Origin of the sequence: Pararhizobium sp. PWRC1-1 (assembly GCF_049897905.1) — a bacterium.
In the GTDB taxonomy this organism is placed as follows: Bacteria; Pseudomonadota; Alphaproteobacteria; order Rhizobiales; family Rhizobiaceae; genus Pararhizobium.
The window spans coordinates 68,453-88,034 of record NZ_JAFCXE010000011.1 but is presented as its reverse complement, the minus strand read 5'-3'; the positions used below and the strand labels follow the sequence as shown (position 1 = coordinate 88,034).

Below are 19,582 nucleotides of genomic sequence, written 5' to 3'. Positions count from 1 at the left end.
GTTCCCCTCACGCTTCGCCACGGGCGCGTTCGCGCAGCCGCAGCCAGTTCTTGATGAAGATGTTCGACAGGAAGTAGGTGATCGCCCAGAGGATGACCATCAAAGCTGCCGAGCGTCCGACATTGGTCGACTGGAAGAAATTGAGATAGGCCTCCACCTGGAAGACGGTCAGTGTATTGCCCGGCCCGCCTTGCGTCATCGCATAGATGATATCGAACTGCTGGATTGAGTCGAGCAACCGGAACAGCGTCGCCGTCAGGATGTAGGGCGTCAGCATCGGCAGGGTGATGCGGAAGAACACGAAGGTTCTCGGCACGCCATCAAGCGCCGCCGCTTCGAACGGCTGGGTCGGCAGCGAGCGCAGGCCGGCAAGCAGCAGAATCATGATGAAGGGCGTATAGACCCAGATATCGACGAGAACGACGGTCAACAGCGCCGTGCTCGGCGACGATGCCCAGCGGAAATCATGCAGCCCAATCAGGCTGGCGAGGTAGCTGAGAATACCGAAGCTCGGATTGGTCATCAGCTTCCACATCAGCGCGGCCAGCGCCGGCGCGATCATCAGTGGCAGTAGCAGCATGATCGAGATGAAATTGTTGACGGTCGAGCGGCGCTGTAACAGCAGAGCGATACCGAGGCCGAGCAGCAGCTCCAGCGTCACGGTGATCCCGGCGTAGAGCAGCGACACTTTCAGCGTGTTCCAGAAGGCCGGGTCGGTGAAGAAGTTGAGGTAGTTCTCACCCCAGTTGAATTGCCGTGCCCAGGGCTGGCTCAACCGGTAGCGCTGGAAGGAATAGATCACCGCCGTGAAGAAGGGGATCAGAATACCGATGCAGACGAGCAATGCCGGCAGGCTCAGCACATAGGGCAGCATCTTCCGGCTGATGCGGAAACCTGAAGCCGGCTTGCGGAGGGGGGCTGTTGAAGCCATGTCGAGCTCCGTTCTTTGTCTTTGAAGAAAGCGCGCGGCACGCGGATCATCCCGCGCCAGTCCATCGGCATCTCAGGTTGTCTCAAGGCGGCAATCGGCCGGTGTGCGGGTGCCCGGCGCTCTTTCAAGCGCCGGGCTCTGCTTGGGAGGGAGATCAGCCGAGGCCGGCTTCCTTCAGCTGGCGATCGATGCTCTCGACCAGCTGGTCGAGACCTTCGTCGACAGGCACTTCCTTGGCGACCATCTTCTGCAACGTCGCCGCCCATTCGGTGGTGACGTCAAAGAACAACGGTTGCGGTGTGAACTTGATTGAAGCGCCGGCGGCGGACGCGTCGAACATGTCGACATAGCCGGGATACTTGTCGAGCTTGGTGCGGAAGGCTTCATCCTTCCAGACCGACTGGCGGACCGGATCGACGAAGTCCATCTTGGTGGCGCCGAAGATCGCGTGCTCCGGACCGGATGCCCATTGCAGGAAGTACCAGGTAGCGTCCTTGTCCTTGGAGAAGTTGGACATGGCCAGTGACCAGATCCAGATGTTCGGCGTCGAGGCCGTCGCATCCGGATTGGCGGTGAAGGCGGCATAGGACAGCTGACCGGCCATCTTGTTGTCGCCGCCGTTCATGAAGTAGCCCAGGCAATCGGCGTCGAAGATCATCGCCGAGGCGCCGGCGCCCAGATCGGTACCGACCTGGTACCAGGTATAGGTCGACCAGTCCTTCGGTCCGCTTTCCTGGATCATCTGCACCCATTTGGCGTGGAAGGCCTTGGAGCCGGCCGTACCCATCGCTGCCGACAGCTTGCCGTCGGTGACGTTCAGGTCCTTTTCGTTGAAGTTAGAATAGGCCGACAGGAAGCCCGGGTGGATCGTCGCCCAGGAGCGCGAACCGCGCACGCCGACCCCGTAGATACCACCGACATCCTTCTGCAGCTTGGCGGCAACGGAGATCATGTCGTCGAGGTTCTTCGGCACGGAAACGCCGGCCTTGTCGAACATCGCCTTGTTATAGGTGATGTTGTTCTGCTCGAACGCCCACGGAATGCACCACTGCTTGGCATCGTCGGAACCGAGCGCGCCGCCGGGCTGGCCGTTCCAGGCGCAGGAATTCTTCACACCGGGGAGGAAATCGTCCCAGGCATAGTTCGGATTGGTTTTTTCCGGATCGTTGATCCATTCCTTCAGGTCGGTGATCCAGCCGGCCGGACCATAGGTCCAGGTCATGTAGGCGCCGGTCATGAACGCATCATACTCGGTGGAGCCGGACGACAGGGCTGCGGTCACCTTGTCGAAATAGACGTCTTCCGGGAACACGTCATATTTGACGTCCATGCCCGTCAGATCCTTGAAGGCCTGCAGGTTGGCAATCATCGCATCGGCATAGGGATGCTTGTTGAGCAGCAGCTTGACGGTCTTGCCGGAGTGCTTCTTCCAGTCGAAATCGGCAGCCATCGCCTTGGTCGACATCATGTTGAGCAGCGTGCCGGCAGCACCGGCCGTGACGCCCATGGCGCCCAGGCCCTTCAGCATTCCGCGGCGGTCCACCTCTCCACGCAGGAATGCACTGATCAGGTCTTTTTCTTTCTCATGCATTGGTCTTCTCCTCCTTCACGGGCAAAACATGCTCAATCGATTGAGCCGTACCGGCTTACCCGACCGGTATTTCCTCCAGATCGCAGTGCTTGCACCCCTCGGCCTGACTGGCCGGCATGCAGTTGCCGCGACAGGCTTGAACCGAACCACTCCCAGGATCGGTCTTCAGCCCTCATTCCCGATGCCGGGACAGCGCCGTTTCAGGCGGCATCCTCCATCAATGTCTGCGCCGTCTTCTCGTCGGTGATCAGACCGCTGAGAAACCGGCTTTCCAGCACGGCGCGGATGGCGCGGGCTTTGACCTTGCCACCGGCAACCGCGACCGTGCGACGGTTTTTCAAAGCCTCGCGGCTCAGCGTAAACGTGCGGTTGGACAGCGAGGTCTCGATCGGCTGGCCCTTGTCGTCGAAGAAATGGCCCAGCAATTCGCCGGCACCGCCGCCCCTCTTGATTTCTTCAAGCTCGCCCTTCTCGATCATGCCGGTCGCCACCAGCGAGGCTTCCCGCTCGACGGTACCGATACCGACGAGCAGCAGATCGGCGCTACCGGCGAGATCGAAAATCTCCCGGACCCCGCGCTGGTTGAACAGCACGTCGCGATCCTCGATCGAATTGGCGAAGAACGGCACCGGCATCACGTAGGCTTCGGCGCCGGTGCGCTCGGCCAGCCGGTGGATAACGTCATGCGGATTGGCGGAGAACCGCCGCGTCAGGCCACCGAGCAGCGAGACGAAGCGGACATTCTTGTTGGAGGTGCGCGGCAGATATTCGACGCACGCGGCCAGCGTCCGCCCATGGCCCATGCCGATCAGCAGGGAGCCGTCCTTCTCGATCTGACGCTTGAGGAACTGCGCGCCGGAAATACCGAGCGCCTTCAGCGGCAACTCCTCCGGATCGAAATCCGGAACGACTTCGCAATAGTCGAGGCCGTAGCGAGCGGAAAGCTTCTGCTCCAGTTCGACGCATTCGGAGACTTCGCCGTCGATATAGACCTTTACCAGGCCTTCCTGATTGGCCCTGGTGATCAGGCGGTGGGCTTTGAGAGAGGTCAGGCCGAGACGTTTGGCAACTTCCGACTGGGTCAGCCCGCCGGCGTAATGCAGCCATGCCGCACGCGTTGCCATGCTCGACTCGTCGTCCCGAAGTGAACCTCCGCCCAGAACCATGTCTCCGCCCTCGCCTCTGCCATTTTTTTCACAGCATGATATTTTTATCTATTGCTGAAAGAATTTTCATAGCCTGAAAAATTTGTCAAGCAGGTTCGATGCGGCGGCGCAGCAATTCGATATGCGCTTGCGACAGCACAGGCTTCCATGTGGACAAACGCAAAACGCGCCCGGTTGCCCGGACGCGCTTGGCGTTGAGACGGATGGAGGAGAGGTTTAAGCCACGGTCTTGTTCATCAACCGGGCCTGCAGTACCACAACGACCAGAAGGAAGGCGCCGCGGATGACGGACTGCCAATAGGCCGAGAGCGAAATCCAGCCGAGGCCGTTTTCGAAGTTGAGGATGTTGAAGACCATCGCGAGCAGCAACGCACCCGCCAGCGTCGCACCAACCGAGCCGGAGCCGCCGGTCAAGAGCGTACCGCCGACCACGACGGAAGCGATAGCAAACAGCTCCCAACCCACGCCTTCCGTCGGCTGCCCTGCCCCGAACTGCGAGGCGAGGATGACGCCGGCAAGACCTGCAAGCAGCCCGGACAGCGCATAGACGGCAAACAACGTCTTCTCAACCTTCAGCCCCATCAGATTGGCCGTCGCCTCCCCGTCACCGATCGCCAAGACGTGGCGTCCTGCCGGATGCCGCTCAAGAAAGATCCAGCCGAGCACATAGGCGAACGCCGCGATCCAGGCCGGGATCGGGAAGCCGAGAAAATCGTCCTGCCCGATCGTGGTGAAGCCGGTGTCGTAGGACACCGACACTGACTGGTTGTTGGCCAGAAGCAGCGCCGTGCCGTAGGCCGCCAGCATCATCGCCAGCGTCGCGATAAACGGCTGGATACGCATCCTTGTGATGATCAGGCCATTGATCGAACCGGCAATCAGCCCGGCGATCATGCCGCCAGCAAGCCCCGGAATCCAGCCATAGGGCGACAGATAGGCGGCAACGACGCTCGCCATCGCCGCGACGCCGCCAACCGAAAGGTCGATGCCGCCGGTGATGATGACGAACGCCATGCCGAGTGCGATCAGTGCGAACATCGAGTTGTAGCGCAGGAAGCTGAGAATATTGAACTGCGAGATGAAATTGTCGTAGCGCAGGGCGCCGAACAGGATCAGGCCGGCCAGCGCCAGAAGCACGCCGAGACGGGCGAAATCGCCGGAGGATTTAGGGATAAAGAGCCGCGAAAGGGTTTTGATCATGGTCTGTTACCCCTTGGCACGTTGCTGGATGAACACGGCGATGATGATCAGCCCCGCCTTGACGATCAGCGCCGCCGCATCCGGCACGCCATTGGCAAGAAGTGTGTAGCGCACCAACTGAATGACGAAGGCGCCGAGCACCGTACCAATAATGTTAGCCCGGCCGCCGGTCAGAAGCGACCCGCCGACCGCGACGGCGGCGATCGCATCGAGCTCCATGCCGAGCCCGACCAGATTGGCGTCGCTCGCCGAATTGCGGGCGACCACGATCAAGCCTGCAACACCGGCAAGGGCGCCACTAATGACGTAGACGAAGGTCTTGACCCGCCGCACCGGAATGCCGGTCAGCCGCGCCGCCTTCTCGTTGCCACCAACGGCGATGATCTGGCGGCCGATGACGGTATAGCGGATCAGGCAATGGGCAAGCACCGCGACGATGATCATGATGATCACCTGCGCCGGAACACCGGCAATGCGGCCCATGGCGATGAACTGGAAATCCGGGTTCTTGAACACCTGCAGATTGCCGTTGGTGGCGACTTGGGCAATCCCCCGTCCGGCGATGAACAGCACCAGCGTGGCGATGATCGGCTGGATCGAAAACCGCGTCACCAGCATCCCGTTGAACCATCCGAACGCCATGACCAGCAAGACCGGCAGGATGAACGAGAGAATAATCAGGATGCCCATGTTCTCGATGGGGAGCAGCTGCCCCATGAAGATCATCGGCGCTGCAGTGCCGGCGATCGCCATCAGCGAGCCGACCGACAGGTCGATGCCGCCCGTTGCGATCACCAATGTCATGCCGACGGCAACGATGACGATGGTTGCGACCTGGGTGAGATTGACGTTGAGCGTCTGCCAGGAGAGGAAATTCGGCGTGGCGATCAGGTTGAAAACAACGAGCAGGATGAAGGCCGCAAATGTGCCATAGCGGCTGAGAAACTGCGCCATGTTCGGGCGGGCGGCACGCTCGCCCGGAGCGGATGTGTCGATCGTCGTCATATCAATTCACCTGATGGGCCATGGCGGAAAGAAGCGCCGTCTCACTGAGTTCGTTGCGCTTCAGGACGGCAACGGACCGGCCGTCGCTCAACACCGTGACGCGGTCTGCCGCAGCCAGAAGCTCCTCCAGTTCGGAGGAGATCATCAGGACGCTCAAGCCCTCATCGGCCAACCTGCGCAGCAGCTTGAGGATTTCCGCCTTGGCGCCGATGTCGATGCCGCGCGTCGGCTCGTCGACGATCAGGATGCGCGGATCGGTGCAAAGCCAGCGGGCGAGAAGAACCTTCTGCTGATTGCCGCCCGACAGTTCCCTGATCGGCTGATCCGGCGAGGCGCATTTGACGCCGAGCGCCTTGATGTAGCGCATGACGATCTCCTGCTGGCGGGCGCGATCGACAATGCCGGCCTTCTTCAGTTTCGGCAGCAGCGCCAGCGTCATGTTCTCGCGTATGCTCATCTCGGGAATGATGCCGTCGATCTTGCGATCCTCGGAGACCAGCCCGATGCCATCGGCGATCGCGTCGGCCGGCTCGGAATAGTTGCGCGCCTTGCCGTCGATGCGGATCGACCCTTTTTCCAGCTTGTCGACACCGAAGATGATCCGCGCGGTTTCCGTGCGGCCGGAGCCGAGCAGACCGGCAAGCCCGGAAATCTCGCCTTCGCGCACGGTGACGCTGACATCGCGGACGCGGACACCGGACCCGGCGCTTTCGACCGAAAGACGCACGGGTTTTGCCTCGTCGTCACCGATGTCGCGGGCAATCGCCTGAAAGGCGGCGAGTTCCTTGCCGAGCATGTGGCGGACAAGCTCCATCTTCGGCATGTCGGCCATGGCGCTCTGCGCCACCGTCTGGCCATCGCGCATGATGGTGACGCGGTCGCAGATCTCATAGAGCTCGTCGAGCCGGTGGCCAATGAACAGCACGGCGACGCCATTCCTTTTCAACGTGCGGATCGTCTCGAACAGAATGCTAACCTCGCGTTCGTCCAGCGACGATGTCGGCTCGTCCATGATCACCAGCCGCGCCTTTTGCGTTACCGCACGGGCAATGGCGATCATCTGCCGGGTCGCGGCACTGAAATGACCGACAGGCATGTCAACGTCGATATCGAGATTGAAGGTCTTGAGCACAGCAGCGGCACCGTCGCGCATCGCCCGCCGGTCGAGCAGCCCAAGCCCCGTTCGCGGCTCGCGCGACAGATAGATATTCTCGGCCACCGAACGCTGCGGCGCCAGATTGATTTCCTGATAGATCGTCGCGATGCCTTTGGCCTGGCTGGCGCCGGGCGTTGCAAAGACAACGTCCTCATCTTCGAAACGGATCACCCCTGTATCGCGCTGATAGGCCCCGGTCAAAATCTTGATCAGCGTCGACTTTCCGGCGCCGTTCTGGCCGACCAGCGCCATGACCTCGCCGGCAGCGATCTCAAGCGAGGCCGAGCGCAGAGCAGCGACGCCGGAAAACGCCTTGGAAATATCCTGCATGGACAGCAGCATGTTCCATCCATCCTCAATAAGCAGACATGAAAAGCCGGCCGGAATGGCGATGCCACCCCGGCCGGAAGCGACAGTCTTGGGAAATCAATAGGCGGTTGCCAATTCCGCGGCGGCGTTGGACGAATCGTACAACTTGTCGTCGTTGATTACCTTGGGCTCGATTTTTTCACCCGCGGCGTACTTCTGCATGATCTCGAAACCCTTCGGTCCGAAGCGCGGATTGCATTCTACCACGACCGCGATTGTCCCGTCGATCACAGCCTGCACGGCTTCCTTGCCTCCGTCGATCGAGAGCACGAGAATATCCTTGCCCGGAACTTTGCCGGCTGCCTCGATGGCGGCAATCGCACCGATCGCCATTTCGTCGTTGTGCGCATAGACGATATCCGCGTCCGGATGCGCCTGTAGGAGCGCTTCGGCAACTTGGCGGCCCTTGTCGCGGGCAAAGTCGCCGGTCTGGGACGCCAGGATTTCGAAACCGCCTGCAGCCGCAATGGCTTCGTCAAAACCCTTCTTGCGATCGTTCGCCGGCGAGGAACCGGTCGTGCCTTCGAGTTCGATGATCTTCGACTTGCCGTTGGCGTTCTTGGCCAGCCATTCAGCGACGCGCTTGCCTTCCGCGATGAAGTCTGAACCGATGAATGTCACGTAGTCTTCGCCGGCCTTGGCGAGCGACTGATCGACGTTGCGGTCAAGCAGGATGACAGGGATGCCGGCCTTCTTCGCAGCCATGACGGCGGGGATCAGCGGCTTTTCTTCGCGTGGCGCGAGGAAGATGACATCGACGCCCTGTGCGATCATCGAGTTGACGTCGGCCACCTGCTTCGCAGCGGAACCAGCAGCATCGGTATAGACCAGCTGGTAGCCGAGCTTTTCAGCCTCTGACTTCATGCTGTTGGTCTGGGCGATGCGCCAGGGATTGTTGGATTCGGTCTGCGCGAAGCCGACCTTGTAGGTGTCTTTCTTGGCCAAAGCCGGAAGCTCCGCATAGGCAATGGAGCCGGCAAGCGCGATGGCGCCCATGGCCGTTGCGGCAGCCAGGAACGTGCGACGTGAAATCGTGGACATCGGTATTTTCTCCTCCGAAATTTACCGGTACTCCTCTACCGGGCAGTGAGCATTTTCCGCTTCACATACGCAAATCTTGCGCTAATAATATTATCAGTCAAGCGCTAATTTATTAGCATGCGCACAAAAATAATTCTGCATCGCAGCAGAAACCGGGATGGAAGCGAGACGGGACGATGGCAAGAGCAAGTGGGCGGAACAGCGCCTCCGAGAAGCAGGGGGACACAGGCCGGCCCACCATGACGGACGTGGCCAGGATTGCCGGCGTGTCACAATCGAGCGTCTCTCTGATTCTCAACGAGATGTCTGGAGCCCGCATTTCGGCCGAGACCCAAATGCGCGTGCGTGAAGCTGCTCATAAAATTGGTTATAAATTACCAATGACACGAAACGAGGTGGACACGACCCCGCATGTCGAGAAGGACACCATCGCCTTCATCGTCGACGAAATCTCCACCAGCCCGCATCCGGTCGTCAGCCTCGACGGCATCCGCGACTATGCGTTCGAACAGGGGCTTCTGGTGTCGGCGCACGCGACCCGCTCCAACCCGGACCTGCAGGATGCGGTGCTGCGCTCGATCTTGCGCGACCGCTCCATCGCCGGCGTCATCTATGCGACGATCTTCACCCGGAAGGTCACCGTGCCGCCGCAGCTGAAGGGCATCCCGACCGTCTTGCTCAACTGCTATTCCGAGCCACGCCAGCATATGGCCATCGTGCCCGGAGAAGTCGCCGGCGGCTTTACGGCAACCGCGCATCTGACCAGCCTTGGCCACAGGCGCATCGGTTTCATCAATGGCGAGCCCTGGATGGATGCGGCGATGGATCGCCTCAAAGGCTACAAGCAGGCGCTCGCCACCGCCGATATCGCCTTTGATGAAACACTGGTCCGCGACGGCGACTGGCTGCCGCTGCGCGGCTACGAAGCAGGGCTCGATCTTCTGTCCATGCCCAATCCGCCCTCGGCGATCCTCTGCGGCAACGACCTCATGGCGATCGGCGTCATGGAGGCGGCGGCGGAAAGAGGCCTGCGGGTACCGGAGGACCTGTCCGTCATGGGCTATGACGACCAGGAACTGGCCCGCTACACCCACCCGCCCCTCTCCACCCTCGTCTTGCCCAATTACGAGATGGGCCAAAAGGCCGCGGAAATCCTCATCGACATGGCGATCCACGGCAAGCAGCCACGGCCGATGACCATCAAGGTCGATGGCCCGCTGGTGCGGCGCGGCACGACGGGGAAACCGGCTTAGGCCGCCGTTTTCGCAGAAACGCCTTCATTTCCCGCTCAATCTCGTGTTGAAGAAGATCAGCACATGATGGAGACGGGCAAGGCATGCAAGTGACGAAATCCTGGAAGCGCCGGCTGCGCAAATGGCGCAATCGCATGGCAAAACGCCTGCTCGCCACCCGCATCGGCCGCGAAATGCTCGTCAACGCCGTCAGCCCGAAAATCGTGTCTATGACCGCCGATTGCGGCGACCATCTGATGACCTTTTCCCCGCATGACTACATCGGCCGGAAAATCTACCGCAAGGGCCATTTCCAGCGCGAGAATGTCGAGCGGCTGCTGTCCGTCCTGCGGCAAAGAAGTCTGCTGCAACCCGAAAAAATCCTTCTCGAACTCGGCGGCAATATCGGCACCCAGACCGTCTATTTCGCGCTGAGCAAGGCCTTTCGCCATATCGTTACGGTGGAACCGGATCCACGCAACTTCAAGCTTCTGCGCACCAACATCGACCAGAACGGCCTGAACAAGCGGATCACCGCGATCAACACGGCTGCCGGTGAGAGCGACGGCACGCTCGATTTCTTCATGCACAGGGACAATCACGGCAAAAGCAGCGCCCTACGCCAGAGCGACCGGGATATCGAGATCAAGGTTCCGGTAAAACCGGTGACCGCTATGCTGACAGAGACAGGCGTGGCAGCCGATGACATCGGGCTGATCTGGATGGACATCGAGGGCTATGAGCCGGTGGCCGCCCGCTCGATGCTACCGCTGCTGCAACGCCGCATACCGTTCTACGTGGAATTCTCCCCGGTCTTCTACGGACCGGCCGGATCGCAGGCCTTCGTCGATTATCTGGCTGGCTTCTACGAGGATTGCATCGTCTTTTACGAAGACAGCCAGGTCGAGATGAAGGTTACTGCCCTGCCGATCGGGCAGGATCAGTTCGACGTCCTGCTCCTGCCCTGACCATCACCCGCCAACAAAGCGGGCGATCGGCAAGCCGTTCAGCGTTTCCTGTAAAAATAGGTCCGGCCCGGATCGGCGCCGGCCGGCAGCGGTAATGGCTCGAGTTCGGGATGGTCGAGCGGCAACCCGCTTGCGGCAACACCGCCGCTCTTCAGCGCAGCGACAATCGATTGCGGCAGCCAGGTCAGGGTCTTGGCATCCTTTTCTGGATAGGCCGTGCCGATATCGGCATGCGCAAACGCGACGCCCCTGCCGGAAAACTGGGCAATCGTCTCTTTGATATCGCCAAGAATGAGATCCGCCTCCGGCGGCGTCGAATCGGGATGCGACCCGATAGCCCGGTCGAAAACGATGACCCGGTTGTTCGGAAACAGTTCGCGGATGTGATCGTAGGTCCGCCCGTTGCCAAGCCCGATTTCCAGGATCACGCCATCCGGCGCGATCATCGAAGCCTCCTTGATATGGTTGAGAACAGCACGCTGCGAGTGCATGCGGGAGATAAAACCATCAAGGCGACTCATCTATTTCTATCCATTCATTCAAATCATGCTGGTTGCATCGCTTAACACGAGACGCATCGATGGGTCGACCGCGCGCGCGGGAAATTTGCTCCAAACTCCCATCTGTGATGGAAAGGGATGGGTCTGTTTCCGCCATGCTTTTCCTAACACCGGGCGTCAAACCACTTCGCCTGCCCTGCGCGAATATGTTAGCCTCGAAGAATGAGCCAGCTTTCTAGCGAAACATTCTTCAGCGCGCTTCCGGTCTTCGTCGAATTCGAAGGCGTCGCCAACAGCGACAACTATCGGGCATTGCCCCCCGATTGGGCGCTGGCCACCGCCGACATCGTCGATTCCACCGGCGCGATCGAGGCCGGCCGCTACAAGGCGGTCAACATGGCCGGCGCCAGTGTCATCTCGGCCATTCTGAATGCGCTGGGCAATAACGACCTGCCCTTCGTCTTCGGCGGCGATGGCGCGATGGTGGCAGTGCCGCCGTCCGGCGTAGAGAAAGCACGGAACGCACTTTCGGCGGTGCAAAGCTGGGTCGGTGAAGAGTTACAGCTGACGCTGCGTGCCGCTCTTGTACCCGTGGCCGACGTCATCGCAGCAGGCCTCACCGTTCGTGTCGCCCGCTTTCAGGTCAACCCCGATGTTTCCTACGCGATGTTTGCCGGTGGCGGTTCGAGTTGGGCGGAAGCGCGGATGAAGGAAGGCTTGTTTGCCATACCACCTGCACCTTCGGGTGCACGGCCGGACCTTGCCGGACTATCCTGCCGATGGAACCCGATCCAGTCCCGGCATGGCGACATCGTCTCTATCATCGCAATTCCTGTCGGATCAGAGAACATCGCCGCATTTCAGGCCCTGGTCGCCGACATCGTCGCGCTTGCCGCCGGAGAAGAACGGGAGGGGCATCCGGTCGCAGCGGAGGGGCCGCAGATCGGACTGTCGGCTGTAGGCCTGTCGGCGGAAACAAAAACGGCACCCAAGGGGAAACGCTTCACCCATCGGCTTTTCATCCTGGCGCAATATCTGCTGACGGTCGGTCTCTATCGCCTCGGCCTGACGCTCGGCCGTTTCGATCCGAAGGCATACCGGCAGGATGTTGCCCGCAACACGGATTTTCGCAAATTCGATGACGGCCTCAAAATGACCATCGACGTCGATCCGGACAGGTTTCGCCAGATCGAGGCCCGGCTTGAGGCTGCGGCAAGTGCCGGCATCTGCCGTTTCGGCCTGCACCGTCAGGATACGGCACTGATGACCTGCATCGTGCCGACGCCGCTCAGCCGCGATCACATGCATTTCATTGACGGCGCGTCCGGCGGTTATGCCATGGCCGCCAGCCGGATGAAGAAGCATATGTCCGCCGCTACCGCCATCGCTGCGGCGCCCTGAGACCAATCAGGCTTTAAGGATCGTGCCGCCTTCGATGCCTCGCCGGGCAAAGGCGTTGCGCGTATCGACGATCAGCGGCGCCCAGCGGGCAATCGCGGCATAATCGACTGCATCATGATCGGTGGCGATCAAAACAGCATCGAAGCCTTTGACCGATTGCTCATCCAGCGGCACTGACATGCGCCCCTTCAACGTCATATATTCGCGTGTCTTCGGAATTTCGGTGACATGCGGATCGTGATAGTCAGCCCGCCCGCCCCGCTCCTCGATCAGTTCGATCAGTTTTAGCGACGGGCTTTCGCGGATATCCGGTACGTTTTTCTTGTAGGCAAGACCGATCACCAGGACCTTCGACCGGCTGAGCGCCTTGCCAAGACGGATATCAAGCGCTTCGGCAAGCCGCCCGACCACATGCTTAGGCATAGCCGAGTTGATTTCACCGGCAAGCTCGATGAAGCGGGTCGGCAATTCGTATTCGCGCGACTTCCAGGTCAGATAAAACGGATCGATCGGGATGCAGTGACCACCGAGACCGGGGCCGGGATAGAACGGCATATAGCCGAACGGCTTGGTCTTGGCCGCGTCGATCACTTCCCATATGTCGATGCCCATCGCCTCGTAGACAACTTTCAACTCATTGACGAGGGCGATGTTAACGGCGCGAAAAATGTTCTCGGTCAGCTTCACCGCTTCGGCCGTCGCCGGTGACGACACCGGCACGACCGTCTGGACGACGGCGCCGTAAAAAGCCTTCATCAGGTCCGCAGCCGCCTCTCCGTCCCCGGCCACCACCTTCGGGATACTCGATGTATGGAAATCACGATTGCCCGGATCTTCACGCTCCGGCGAGAAGCCAAGGAAGAAATCCTGCGCCGATTTAAGGCCGGTCTTTTCCAGGATTGGCCGGACGACCTCGTCCGTCGTGCCGGGATAGGTGGTCGATTCCAGAACGATCAACTGGCCGGGTTTCAGCGTCTCGGCAATACGGTCGCAGGTGCGGGTGATGAACGACAGATCCGGGTCGCGGTGCTTCGTCAAAGGGGTGGGAACGCAGATGACGATGATGTCGCAGGCGGAAAGCTGGCGGAAATCGGTTGTCGCATGAAAACGGCCTTCCGCCGTCTCCGTTGCCAAAACAGCATCCGGAACCGCGTCGATATAGGAGCGTCCAGCCTCGATGGCGACGATCTTCTGCGGGTCGATATCAAAGCCGGTGACGGTAAAGCCGTTGCGGGCAGCGGTGATCGCCAGCGGCAGGCCGACATAGCCGAGCCCGATCACACCCGCACGGGCGCTACGGTCTGCGATCTTCGAAAGGAGAGCCTCGCTTACGGAAGAATGGACGGTCAAATGCGTGTTCTCGACTGATCGTGACGCGCTGAAGCGCCTTTGCGGATGCGGGTCAGTTGAGGATAAATTGGCCTGAAGTCAAGGACCGCACCGATCACGCACCTCGCGGCCGCCGGAACAAATCTCCAATTTTTGTCGGCCCTGAATCTGGTTTTGCCATTTTCACCCCTTATATGCAGAGGGTGCAAACGCCTGATCTATCGAGACGCAGACCGGACATCCGGCCATCGCCGGGATTTCGTTGAGAAAGCGACACGCCACGCGATGAATATCCATAAAACCACGGTTTCCACCCACCTGCTGGACCGCGTATCGAACTGGCTGCAGCAGGCCGCCCTCAACGGCGAAACGCTTGAGACGGTCGTTACCGGCTTTTGCGAAAGGCTGGCTGCGTCCGGCCTGCCGCTCAATCGAGTCCATTTGAGCTTTTCGATGCTGCATCCGCTCTACGACGCGCTGGGTTTCACCTGGCTGCGCGGCCAGGGCGTCACCGTCGAAGGGTATCGCGTCGATCCGACCGACGACAAGCCGGACCGGTTTCTGCTCAGCCCATACTATTATCTCCTGAGCAACAATCTCGAACATATGCGCCGGCAGATCGATCCATCGATGCGCTCGGAATTTCCGATTTTCGACGAACTGAAAGAGATGGGCGTCACCGACTATCTCGCCTTCGTCCAGTCTTTCGGCGAAACCTCCGGCCAGGGCATGATCGGCTCCTGGTCCACGGATGCCCATGGTGGCTTCAGCGACAATGTCATCGAGGCACTGCTGCGCATCCAGAACAATCTGGCCGTCGCGGCCAAGATGGCCGTCCTCGGCAAGCTTGCCGACAATATGCTGACCACCTATCTCGGCGCCAATGCCGGCAAGCGGGTACTGTCCGGCCAGACGCGGCGCGGCGATGGCGAAACCATCCGGGCAGCCTTGGTGATGGCCGATATGCGCCAGTCAACCGTGCTTGCGGAAAAGGAGGGCCGACAGGTCTATATCGACACGCTCAACCAGTTCTTCGATGCGATCGCCACCCCATTCAGCCGCAATGGCGGCGAAATCCTGAGTTTTGTCGGCGACGGTTTCCTTGCCGTCTATCCCTGTGGCCGCCATCGCGAGCCGTCGCAGGTCGCAGCCCTTGCCGCAATGGCTGCCGTCCGCCAGGCATCAGCGCACATGGCCGAACTCAATGCCAGCCGTCAAAAGCAGGACTTACCGGAGGTCCGATACGGCATCGGATTGCACGTCGGCAATGTCATGTTCGGCAATGTCGGCCTCAACGACCGCCTGACCTTCTCCGCCTTCGGCGCTGCAGTCAACGAGGTGGAACGGCTGCAGGGACTGACGAAGAAATACACCCAGCCGATCGTCGCAAGCCAGGCGTTTGCCACCTATTGCGGCGGCGACTGGGTAACACTCGGTCAGGAAAAACTGCGTGGCGTCGGTCAGAAGATCACTGTGCTTCTACCGGGGGAAGACAATATGAAGCTCGACGACGGCGAAACTATTCGCAACAACGCAATGGAGACACGATCCGAGGCCGAGCAGGTCATGCTGCTCTATCGCAACAGCAAGAAACCGCAGCCGCGCGATCCGCTCTGGAACAAGCTGCTGCAGTAAAGATCACCCTGCGGACGCATATCCGCAGCGATTGATAGGCGGGATAGAGAACAGAACCATCCCGCTCGAATGATTGACATTTCTCCATCGCGCCGGCCGGCCGCCGTTGCGAGTATATCCGTGCAAACTTTACCAGCCGAAGGTCATGGACACGTCAATTTCCGTGAGATAGTCTCCTTTTTTCGAGGAACCGGGCGTCAACCCGGAGGCGCGCTCCGCACGATCGCGGGCCGCCATGAAACAAGGACACTTGCTGGCATGAAATCAGGCGCGGACCTGCTGCGGATCGAGAATTTGAGTATCTCGTTCGCGATGCTCGGCGGGCAGATCGATGCCGTCCGCAATGCCAGCCTGCGCGTCCTGCCAGGCAAGGTGACTGCGCTGGTCGGCGAGTCCGGCTCCGGAAAATCCGTCATCAGCCAGGCGGTGATGGGCATCCTGCCGAAGACGGCAGCATGTAGCGGCCGCATTCTCTTTTGCGATCCAGCCCACGGAGAACAGCCGGTTGATCTTCTGTCCATGCCGCGCGACGGGCAGGAAATCCGCAATCTGCGCGGCAACCGCATCGGCAAGATCTTCCAGGAACCGATGACCTCGCTGTCGCCGTTGCACACGATCGGCAACCAGATCAGCGAATCCCTGAAAATCCATACCCCCATGTCCAGCCGCGAGCGGCGCGATCGCACCGAGGAAATGCTCGGCCTCGTCGGCTTCCAAAAGCCGGCGCGCGCCTACGACATGTACCCGTTCGAGCTGTCGGGCGGCATGCGGCAGCGCGCCATGATCGCTATGGCGCTGATCTGCAACCCCTCGCTTCTGATCGCCGACGAGCCGACGACCGCACTTGACGTGACCATCCAGGCGCAGATCCTGCAATTGCTGCGCGGATTGCAGACCAAGCTGAATATGGCGATGCTGCTGATCACCCACGATCTCGGCGTCGTCGCCAATGTCGCAGACGAGGTTGTCGTCATCTATCACGGCGAGGTCATGGAGGCCGGCCCGGTCGAGACGATTTTCCGCAATCCCTCGCATCCCTATCTCAAGGGCCTGATGGCCGCCGTTCCGCATTTCGACATGAAGCCCGGCGAGCGCTTGAAGGCTCTGCGCGAAGTCCCCGTCAATACCAGCAGTCTCCTGGGCAAAAAGCACGTCATCGCGGCTGACGAAGCCTTGAAGCCGGAAGTCCTGTTGTCGGTGCGCAATGTCAGCAAGACCTTCACCACCCGCAAATCGAGCTGGCTGACCAAGGACACCTCCCCCGCGACCAAGGCGGTCGATGGGGTCAGCTTCGACATCATGCGCGGCGAATGTCTCGGGCTGGTGGGCGAAAGCGGCTGCGGCAAGACAACGCTCAGCAAGATCCTGATGCGCGCCGTCACGCCGGACACGGGTACGGTGATGCTCAACAGCAGCGGTGGACCGATCGACGTGCTGAAGGCGGAAGGTTCCGCATTGCAGGATCTGCGTACCAAGGTCCAGATGGTGTTCCAGGACCCCGTCTCCTCGCTGTCGCCACGCATGACGGTGCAGAATATTCTCAGCGAACCGCTGGAAATCCATGGACGTGGCAACGGCAAGTCCCGTGTCGAGACAGTGACGGCCCTGCTCAAGGCCATCGGCCTCAACGAACGCCACCTCAATCGCTATCCGCACAGTTTTTCCGGCGGCCAGCGCCAGCGCATCGGTATTGCCAGAGCACTGGCACTCGGGCCTGACCTTTTGATCTGCGACGAACCCGTCTCGGCACTCGATGTGTCGGTTCAGGCGCAGATCCTCAACTTGCTCAAGGATCTGCAGAAGGAGCTGGGGCTTACCTACTTGTTCATCTCGCACAACCTGGCCGTCGTCGATTACATGGCCGACCGGATCGCAGTGATGTGCGGCGGCCGCATCGTCGAGATCGCCCCGCGCGAAGCGCTGATGGAAGCACCCGTTCACCCCTACACGAAATCGCTGCTCGCCGCCGTGCCCTTCCCCGATCTCGACCGGCCGCTTAATTTTTCCATGCTCAACCCAAGCGGCGCTGCCGACAAGCGAAGCTGGGGCAAGCATTTTTCCGATGATGGCGAGACAGATGTGCTGGGAACGGCAGACCTCGGCAACGGCCATCTTGTTCTGGCGCGAAAAACTGCCGATGTTAGGGAGCTCGTATCATGATCACGCGACGCACTACCCTTGGCCTGCTTGCCACCGCTCTCGTACCCGGTATCGCCCGAGCGACCCCCGAGCCACCCTTCCTGCGGCCCTATCTGCGGGCTCAGGCCCTGCCTGACCTGCCTGATCGCCTGCCGAAAAACCCACGGCGCGTCAATCTGGCCGCCATGGGCCGGCAGCCCGGAAAGTACGGCGGCACCGTCCGCATGCTGATCGGCAGCCAGAAGGACATCCGGATGATGACGATCAACGGCTATGCCCGTCTGGTCGGCTATACGGAGGACCTGAAGTTCCAGCCCGATATCCTGGAAAGCTTCGACGTTCAGGAAGGCCGGATTTTCACCTTCAAGATCCGCGATGGCCACCGCTGGTCGAACGGCAGCTACCTGACATCCGAGGATTTCCGCTATACCTGGGAAGACGTGATCCTCAACAAGGACCTGCGCAAGGGTGGCATCCAGCGCGAGCTTCTCGCCGACGGCGAAGGGCCGGCATTCGAGATCATCGACGAACTGACCGTCCGCTACACCTGGAAATCTCCCAATCCGGACTTCCTTCCGGGCCTTGCCGCCGCCTCTCCGGTGGTCATCCTGATGCCGTCGGCCTATATGCGGCACTTCCACAAGAAGTATCAGGACGATTTCCGCCTGTCGGCGCTGATGAAACAGTATCGCGTCAAGAAATGGGCCGATCTGCACATCAAGATGTCGCGCCAGTACCGTCCTGAAAATCCCGACCTGCCATCGCTGGACCCGTGGATTCCGCGCACCGCGCCGCCGGCCGAACAGTTCGTGTTCGAGCGCAATCCATTCTTCCACCGGGTCGATGAAAACGGCCTGCAGCTGCCCTATATCGACCGCTGGCTGCTCAATATCAGCTCGTCGGAGATCATCGCCGCCAAGACCGGCGCCGGCGAAACCGACCTGCAGTCGACCGGCGTCGATTTTTCCGATTACGCCTTCTTCAAGGATGCCGAAAAGCGCTATCCGGTGAAGGTTAATCTCTGGAAAAGGACACAAGGCTCTCGCCTCGCCCTTTTGCCCAACCTCAATTGCAGCGACAAGGTATGGCGCGACCTGTTCTGGGACGTGCGGGTCCGTCGCGCGCTATCGCTGGCGATCGACCGGCACGAAATCAACATGGTCAGCTTCTACGGGCTTGCCAAGGAAAGCGCGGACACAATCCTGGAGGAGAGCCCGCTGTTCAAGCCGGAATATGCGGCCGCTTGGGCAAGCCACGATCCCGATCAGGCCAACAGGCTGCTTGACGAGGTCGGACTGACACAACGCAACAGCGATGGCATACGGCTCCTACCCGACGGGCGGGAAACCCAGATCGTCGTCGAGACCTCTGGCGAGAGTACGCTCGAGACCGACGTGCTGGAACTCGTCAAGGACCATTGGGCGAAAATTGGTTTGGCGCTTTTTATCAAGACCTCGCAACGCGACGTTTTCAGTAGCCGCACGATGAGTGGCGAGATTATGATGTCCATGTGGTCGGGCATCGAAAATGGGGTGCCCACAGCCGATATGAACCCCGGCGATCTTGCACCGAGCAGAGACGACCAGTTTCAATGGCCGGCTTGGGGCATGTATTATCTGTCCATCGGACAAAACGGAGCTGCGCCGGAATTGCCCGAAGCGATCAAGCTGATCGATCTGGTGAAGCAATGGCGAAAGACGGTCGATACAGCGGAACGGACACGCATCTGGCACGAAATGCTGGCAATCTATACGCAGAACGTCTTTTCGATCGGCATCGTCAACGCAACATTGCAGCCGGTCATGCATTCTGCCCATATCCAAAACATTCCCGAAAAAGGCCTCTACGGCTTCGACCCGACCTGCTATCTCGGGGTCTACATGCCAGATACGTTCTGGTACAGCGAAGAGGTTAGCTGA

At 60.3% G+C, this 19,582-nt stretch carries 15 protein-coding genes; 6 read left to right on the top strand and 9 right to left on the bottom strand.

Annotated features, from left to right (window positions below; genetic code table 11):
* Positions 1–7: 7 nt before the first annotated feature.
* The 7 genes from ACP7E0_RS17865 to ACP7E0_RS17835 all read right to left on the bottom strand — a co-directional run bounded on the left by ACP7E0_RS17865 (position 8) and on the right by ACP7E0_RS17835 (position 8,459).
* Complete coding sequence (locus ACP7E0_RS17865) at positions 8–931, bottom strand: carbohydrate ABC transporter permease (RefSeq protein WP_426126472.1); 924 nt, start codon at positions 929–931, stop codon at positions 8–10.
* 154 nt (positions 932–1,085) lie between these two features.
* Entirely contained in the window at positions 1,086–2,522 is a 1,437-nt protein-coding gene (locus ACP7E0_RS17860) for an extracellular solute-binding protein (RefSeq protein ID WP_426126471.1), read from the bottom strand.
* 200 nt (positions 2,523–2,722) lie between these two features.
* Entirely contained in the window at positions 2,723–3,688 is a 966-nt protein-coding gene (locus ACP7E0_RS17855; protein ID WP_426126469.1) for a sugar-binding transcriptional regulator, read from the bottom strand.
* A 216-nt stretch (positions 3,689–3,904) separates the two neighbouring features.
* Positions 3,905–4,888, bottom strand: coding sequence for an ABC transporter permease (locus ACP7E0_RS17850; RefSeq protein WP_426126467.1), 984 nt, complete (start codon positions 4,886–4,888; stop codon positions 3,905–3,907).
* Between the two features lie 6 nt (positions 4,889–4,894).
* Positions 4,895–5,893: an ABC transporter permease gene (locus ACP7E0_RS17845; protein ID WP_426126465.1), complete on the bottom strand. Its 999-nt coding sequence runs from the start codon at positions 5,891–5,893 to the stop codon at positions 4,895–4,897.
* 1 nt (position 5,894) lies between these two features.
* Positions 5,895–7,391 carry a sugar ABC transporter ATP-binding protein gene (locus tag ACP7E0_RS17840; protein WP_426126463.1) on the bottom strand — a complete coding sequence of 499 codons (1,497 nt, stop codon included), beginning with the start codon at positions 7,389–7,391 and terminating at the stop codon, positions 5,895–5,897.
* A gap of 84 nt (positions 7,392–7,475) precedes the next feature.
* A complete protein-coding gene (locus tag ACP7E0_RS17835) occupies positions 7,476–8,459 on the bottom strand; it encodes an ABC transporter substrate-binding protein (RefSeq protein WP_426126461.1) in 984 nt (327 codons plus the stop codon).
* 239 nt (positions 8,460–8,698) lie between these two features.
* Between ACP7E0_RS17835 and ACP7E0_RS17830 the strand changes: the two genes are divergently transcribed.
* Both ACP7E0_RS17830 and ACP7E0_RS17825 read left to right on the top strand, forming a co-directional pair.
* Positions 8,699–9,712, top strand: coding sequence for a LacI family DNA-binding transcriptional regulator (locus tag ACP7E0_RS17830; protein ID WP_426126459.1), 1,014 nt, complete (start codon positions 8,699–8,701; stop codon positions 9,710–9,712).
* 83 nt (positions 9,713–9,795) lie between these two features.
* Positions 9,796–10,659 carry an FkbM family methyltransferase gene (locus ACP7E0_RS17825; protein WP_426126457.1) on the top strand — a complete coding sequence of 288 codons (864 nt, stop codon included), beginning with the start codon at positions 9,796–9,798 and terminating at the stop codon, positions 10,657–10,659.
* A gap of 38 nt (positions 10,660–10,697) precedes the next feature.
* On the opposite strand, the gene ACP7E0_RS17820 is transcribed toward ACP7E0_RS17825, so the two are convergent.
* Positions 10,698–11,180, bottom strand: a complete 483-nt coding sequence (locus tag ACP7E0_RS17820; protein ID WP_426126456.1) for a class I SAM-dependent methyltransferase — start codon at positions 11,178–11,180, stop codon at positions 10,698–10,700.
* A 201-nt stretch (positions 11,181–11,381) separates the two neighbouring features.
* On the opposite strand from ACP7E0_RS17820, the gene ACP7E0_RS17815 reads away from it, so the two are divergent.
* Complete coding sequence (locus ACP7E0_RS17815; RefSeq protein WP_426126454.1) at positions 11,382–12,560, top strand: DUF3095 domain-containing protein; 1,179 nt, start codon at positions 11,382–11,384, stop codon at positions 12,558–12,560.
* 6 nt (positions 12,561–12,566) lie between these two features.
* Here the strand turns inward: ACP7E0_RS17815 and ACP7E0_RS17810 are convergent, their stop codons facing one another.
* Positions 12,567–13,910: a nucleotide sugar dehydrogenase gene (locus ACP7E0_RS17810; RefSeq protein WP_426126452.1), complete on the bottom strand. Its 1,344-nt coding sequence runs from the start codon at positions 13,908–13,910 to the stop codon at positions 12,567–12,569.
* 264 nt (positions 13,911–14,174) lie between these two features.
* Between ACP7E0_RS17810 and ACP7E0_RS17805 the strand changes: the two genes are divergently transcribed.
* The 3 genes from ACP7E0_RS17805 to ACP7E0_RS17795 all read left to right on the top strand — a co-directional run bounded on the left by ACP7E0_RS17805 (position 14,175) and on the right by ACP7E0_RS17795 (position 19,582).
* Entirely contained in the window at positions 14,175–15,524 is a 1,350-nt protein-coding gene (locus ACP7E0_RS17805) for an adenylate/guanylate cyclase domain-containing protein (protein ID WP_426126450.1), read from the top strand.
* A 258-nt stretch (positions 15,525–15,782) separates the two neighbouring features.
* Positions 15,783–17,684 (top strand): ABC transporter ATP-binding protein, encoded by a 1,902-nt coding sequence (locus tag ACP7E0_RS17800; protein ID WP_426126448.1) that lies wholly within the window; start codon positions 15,783–15,785, stop codon positions 17,682–17,684.
* Entirely contained in the window at positions 17,681–19,582 is a 1,902-nt protein-coding gene (locus ACP7E0_RS17795) for an ABC transporter substrate-binding protein (RefSeq protein WP_426126447.1), read from the top strand. Before ACP7E0_RS17800 ends, ACP7E0_RS17795 begins: the two co-directional genes overlap by 4 nt.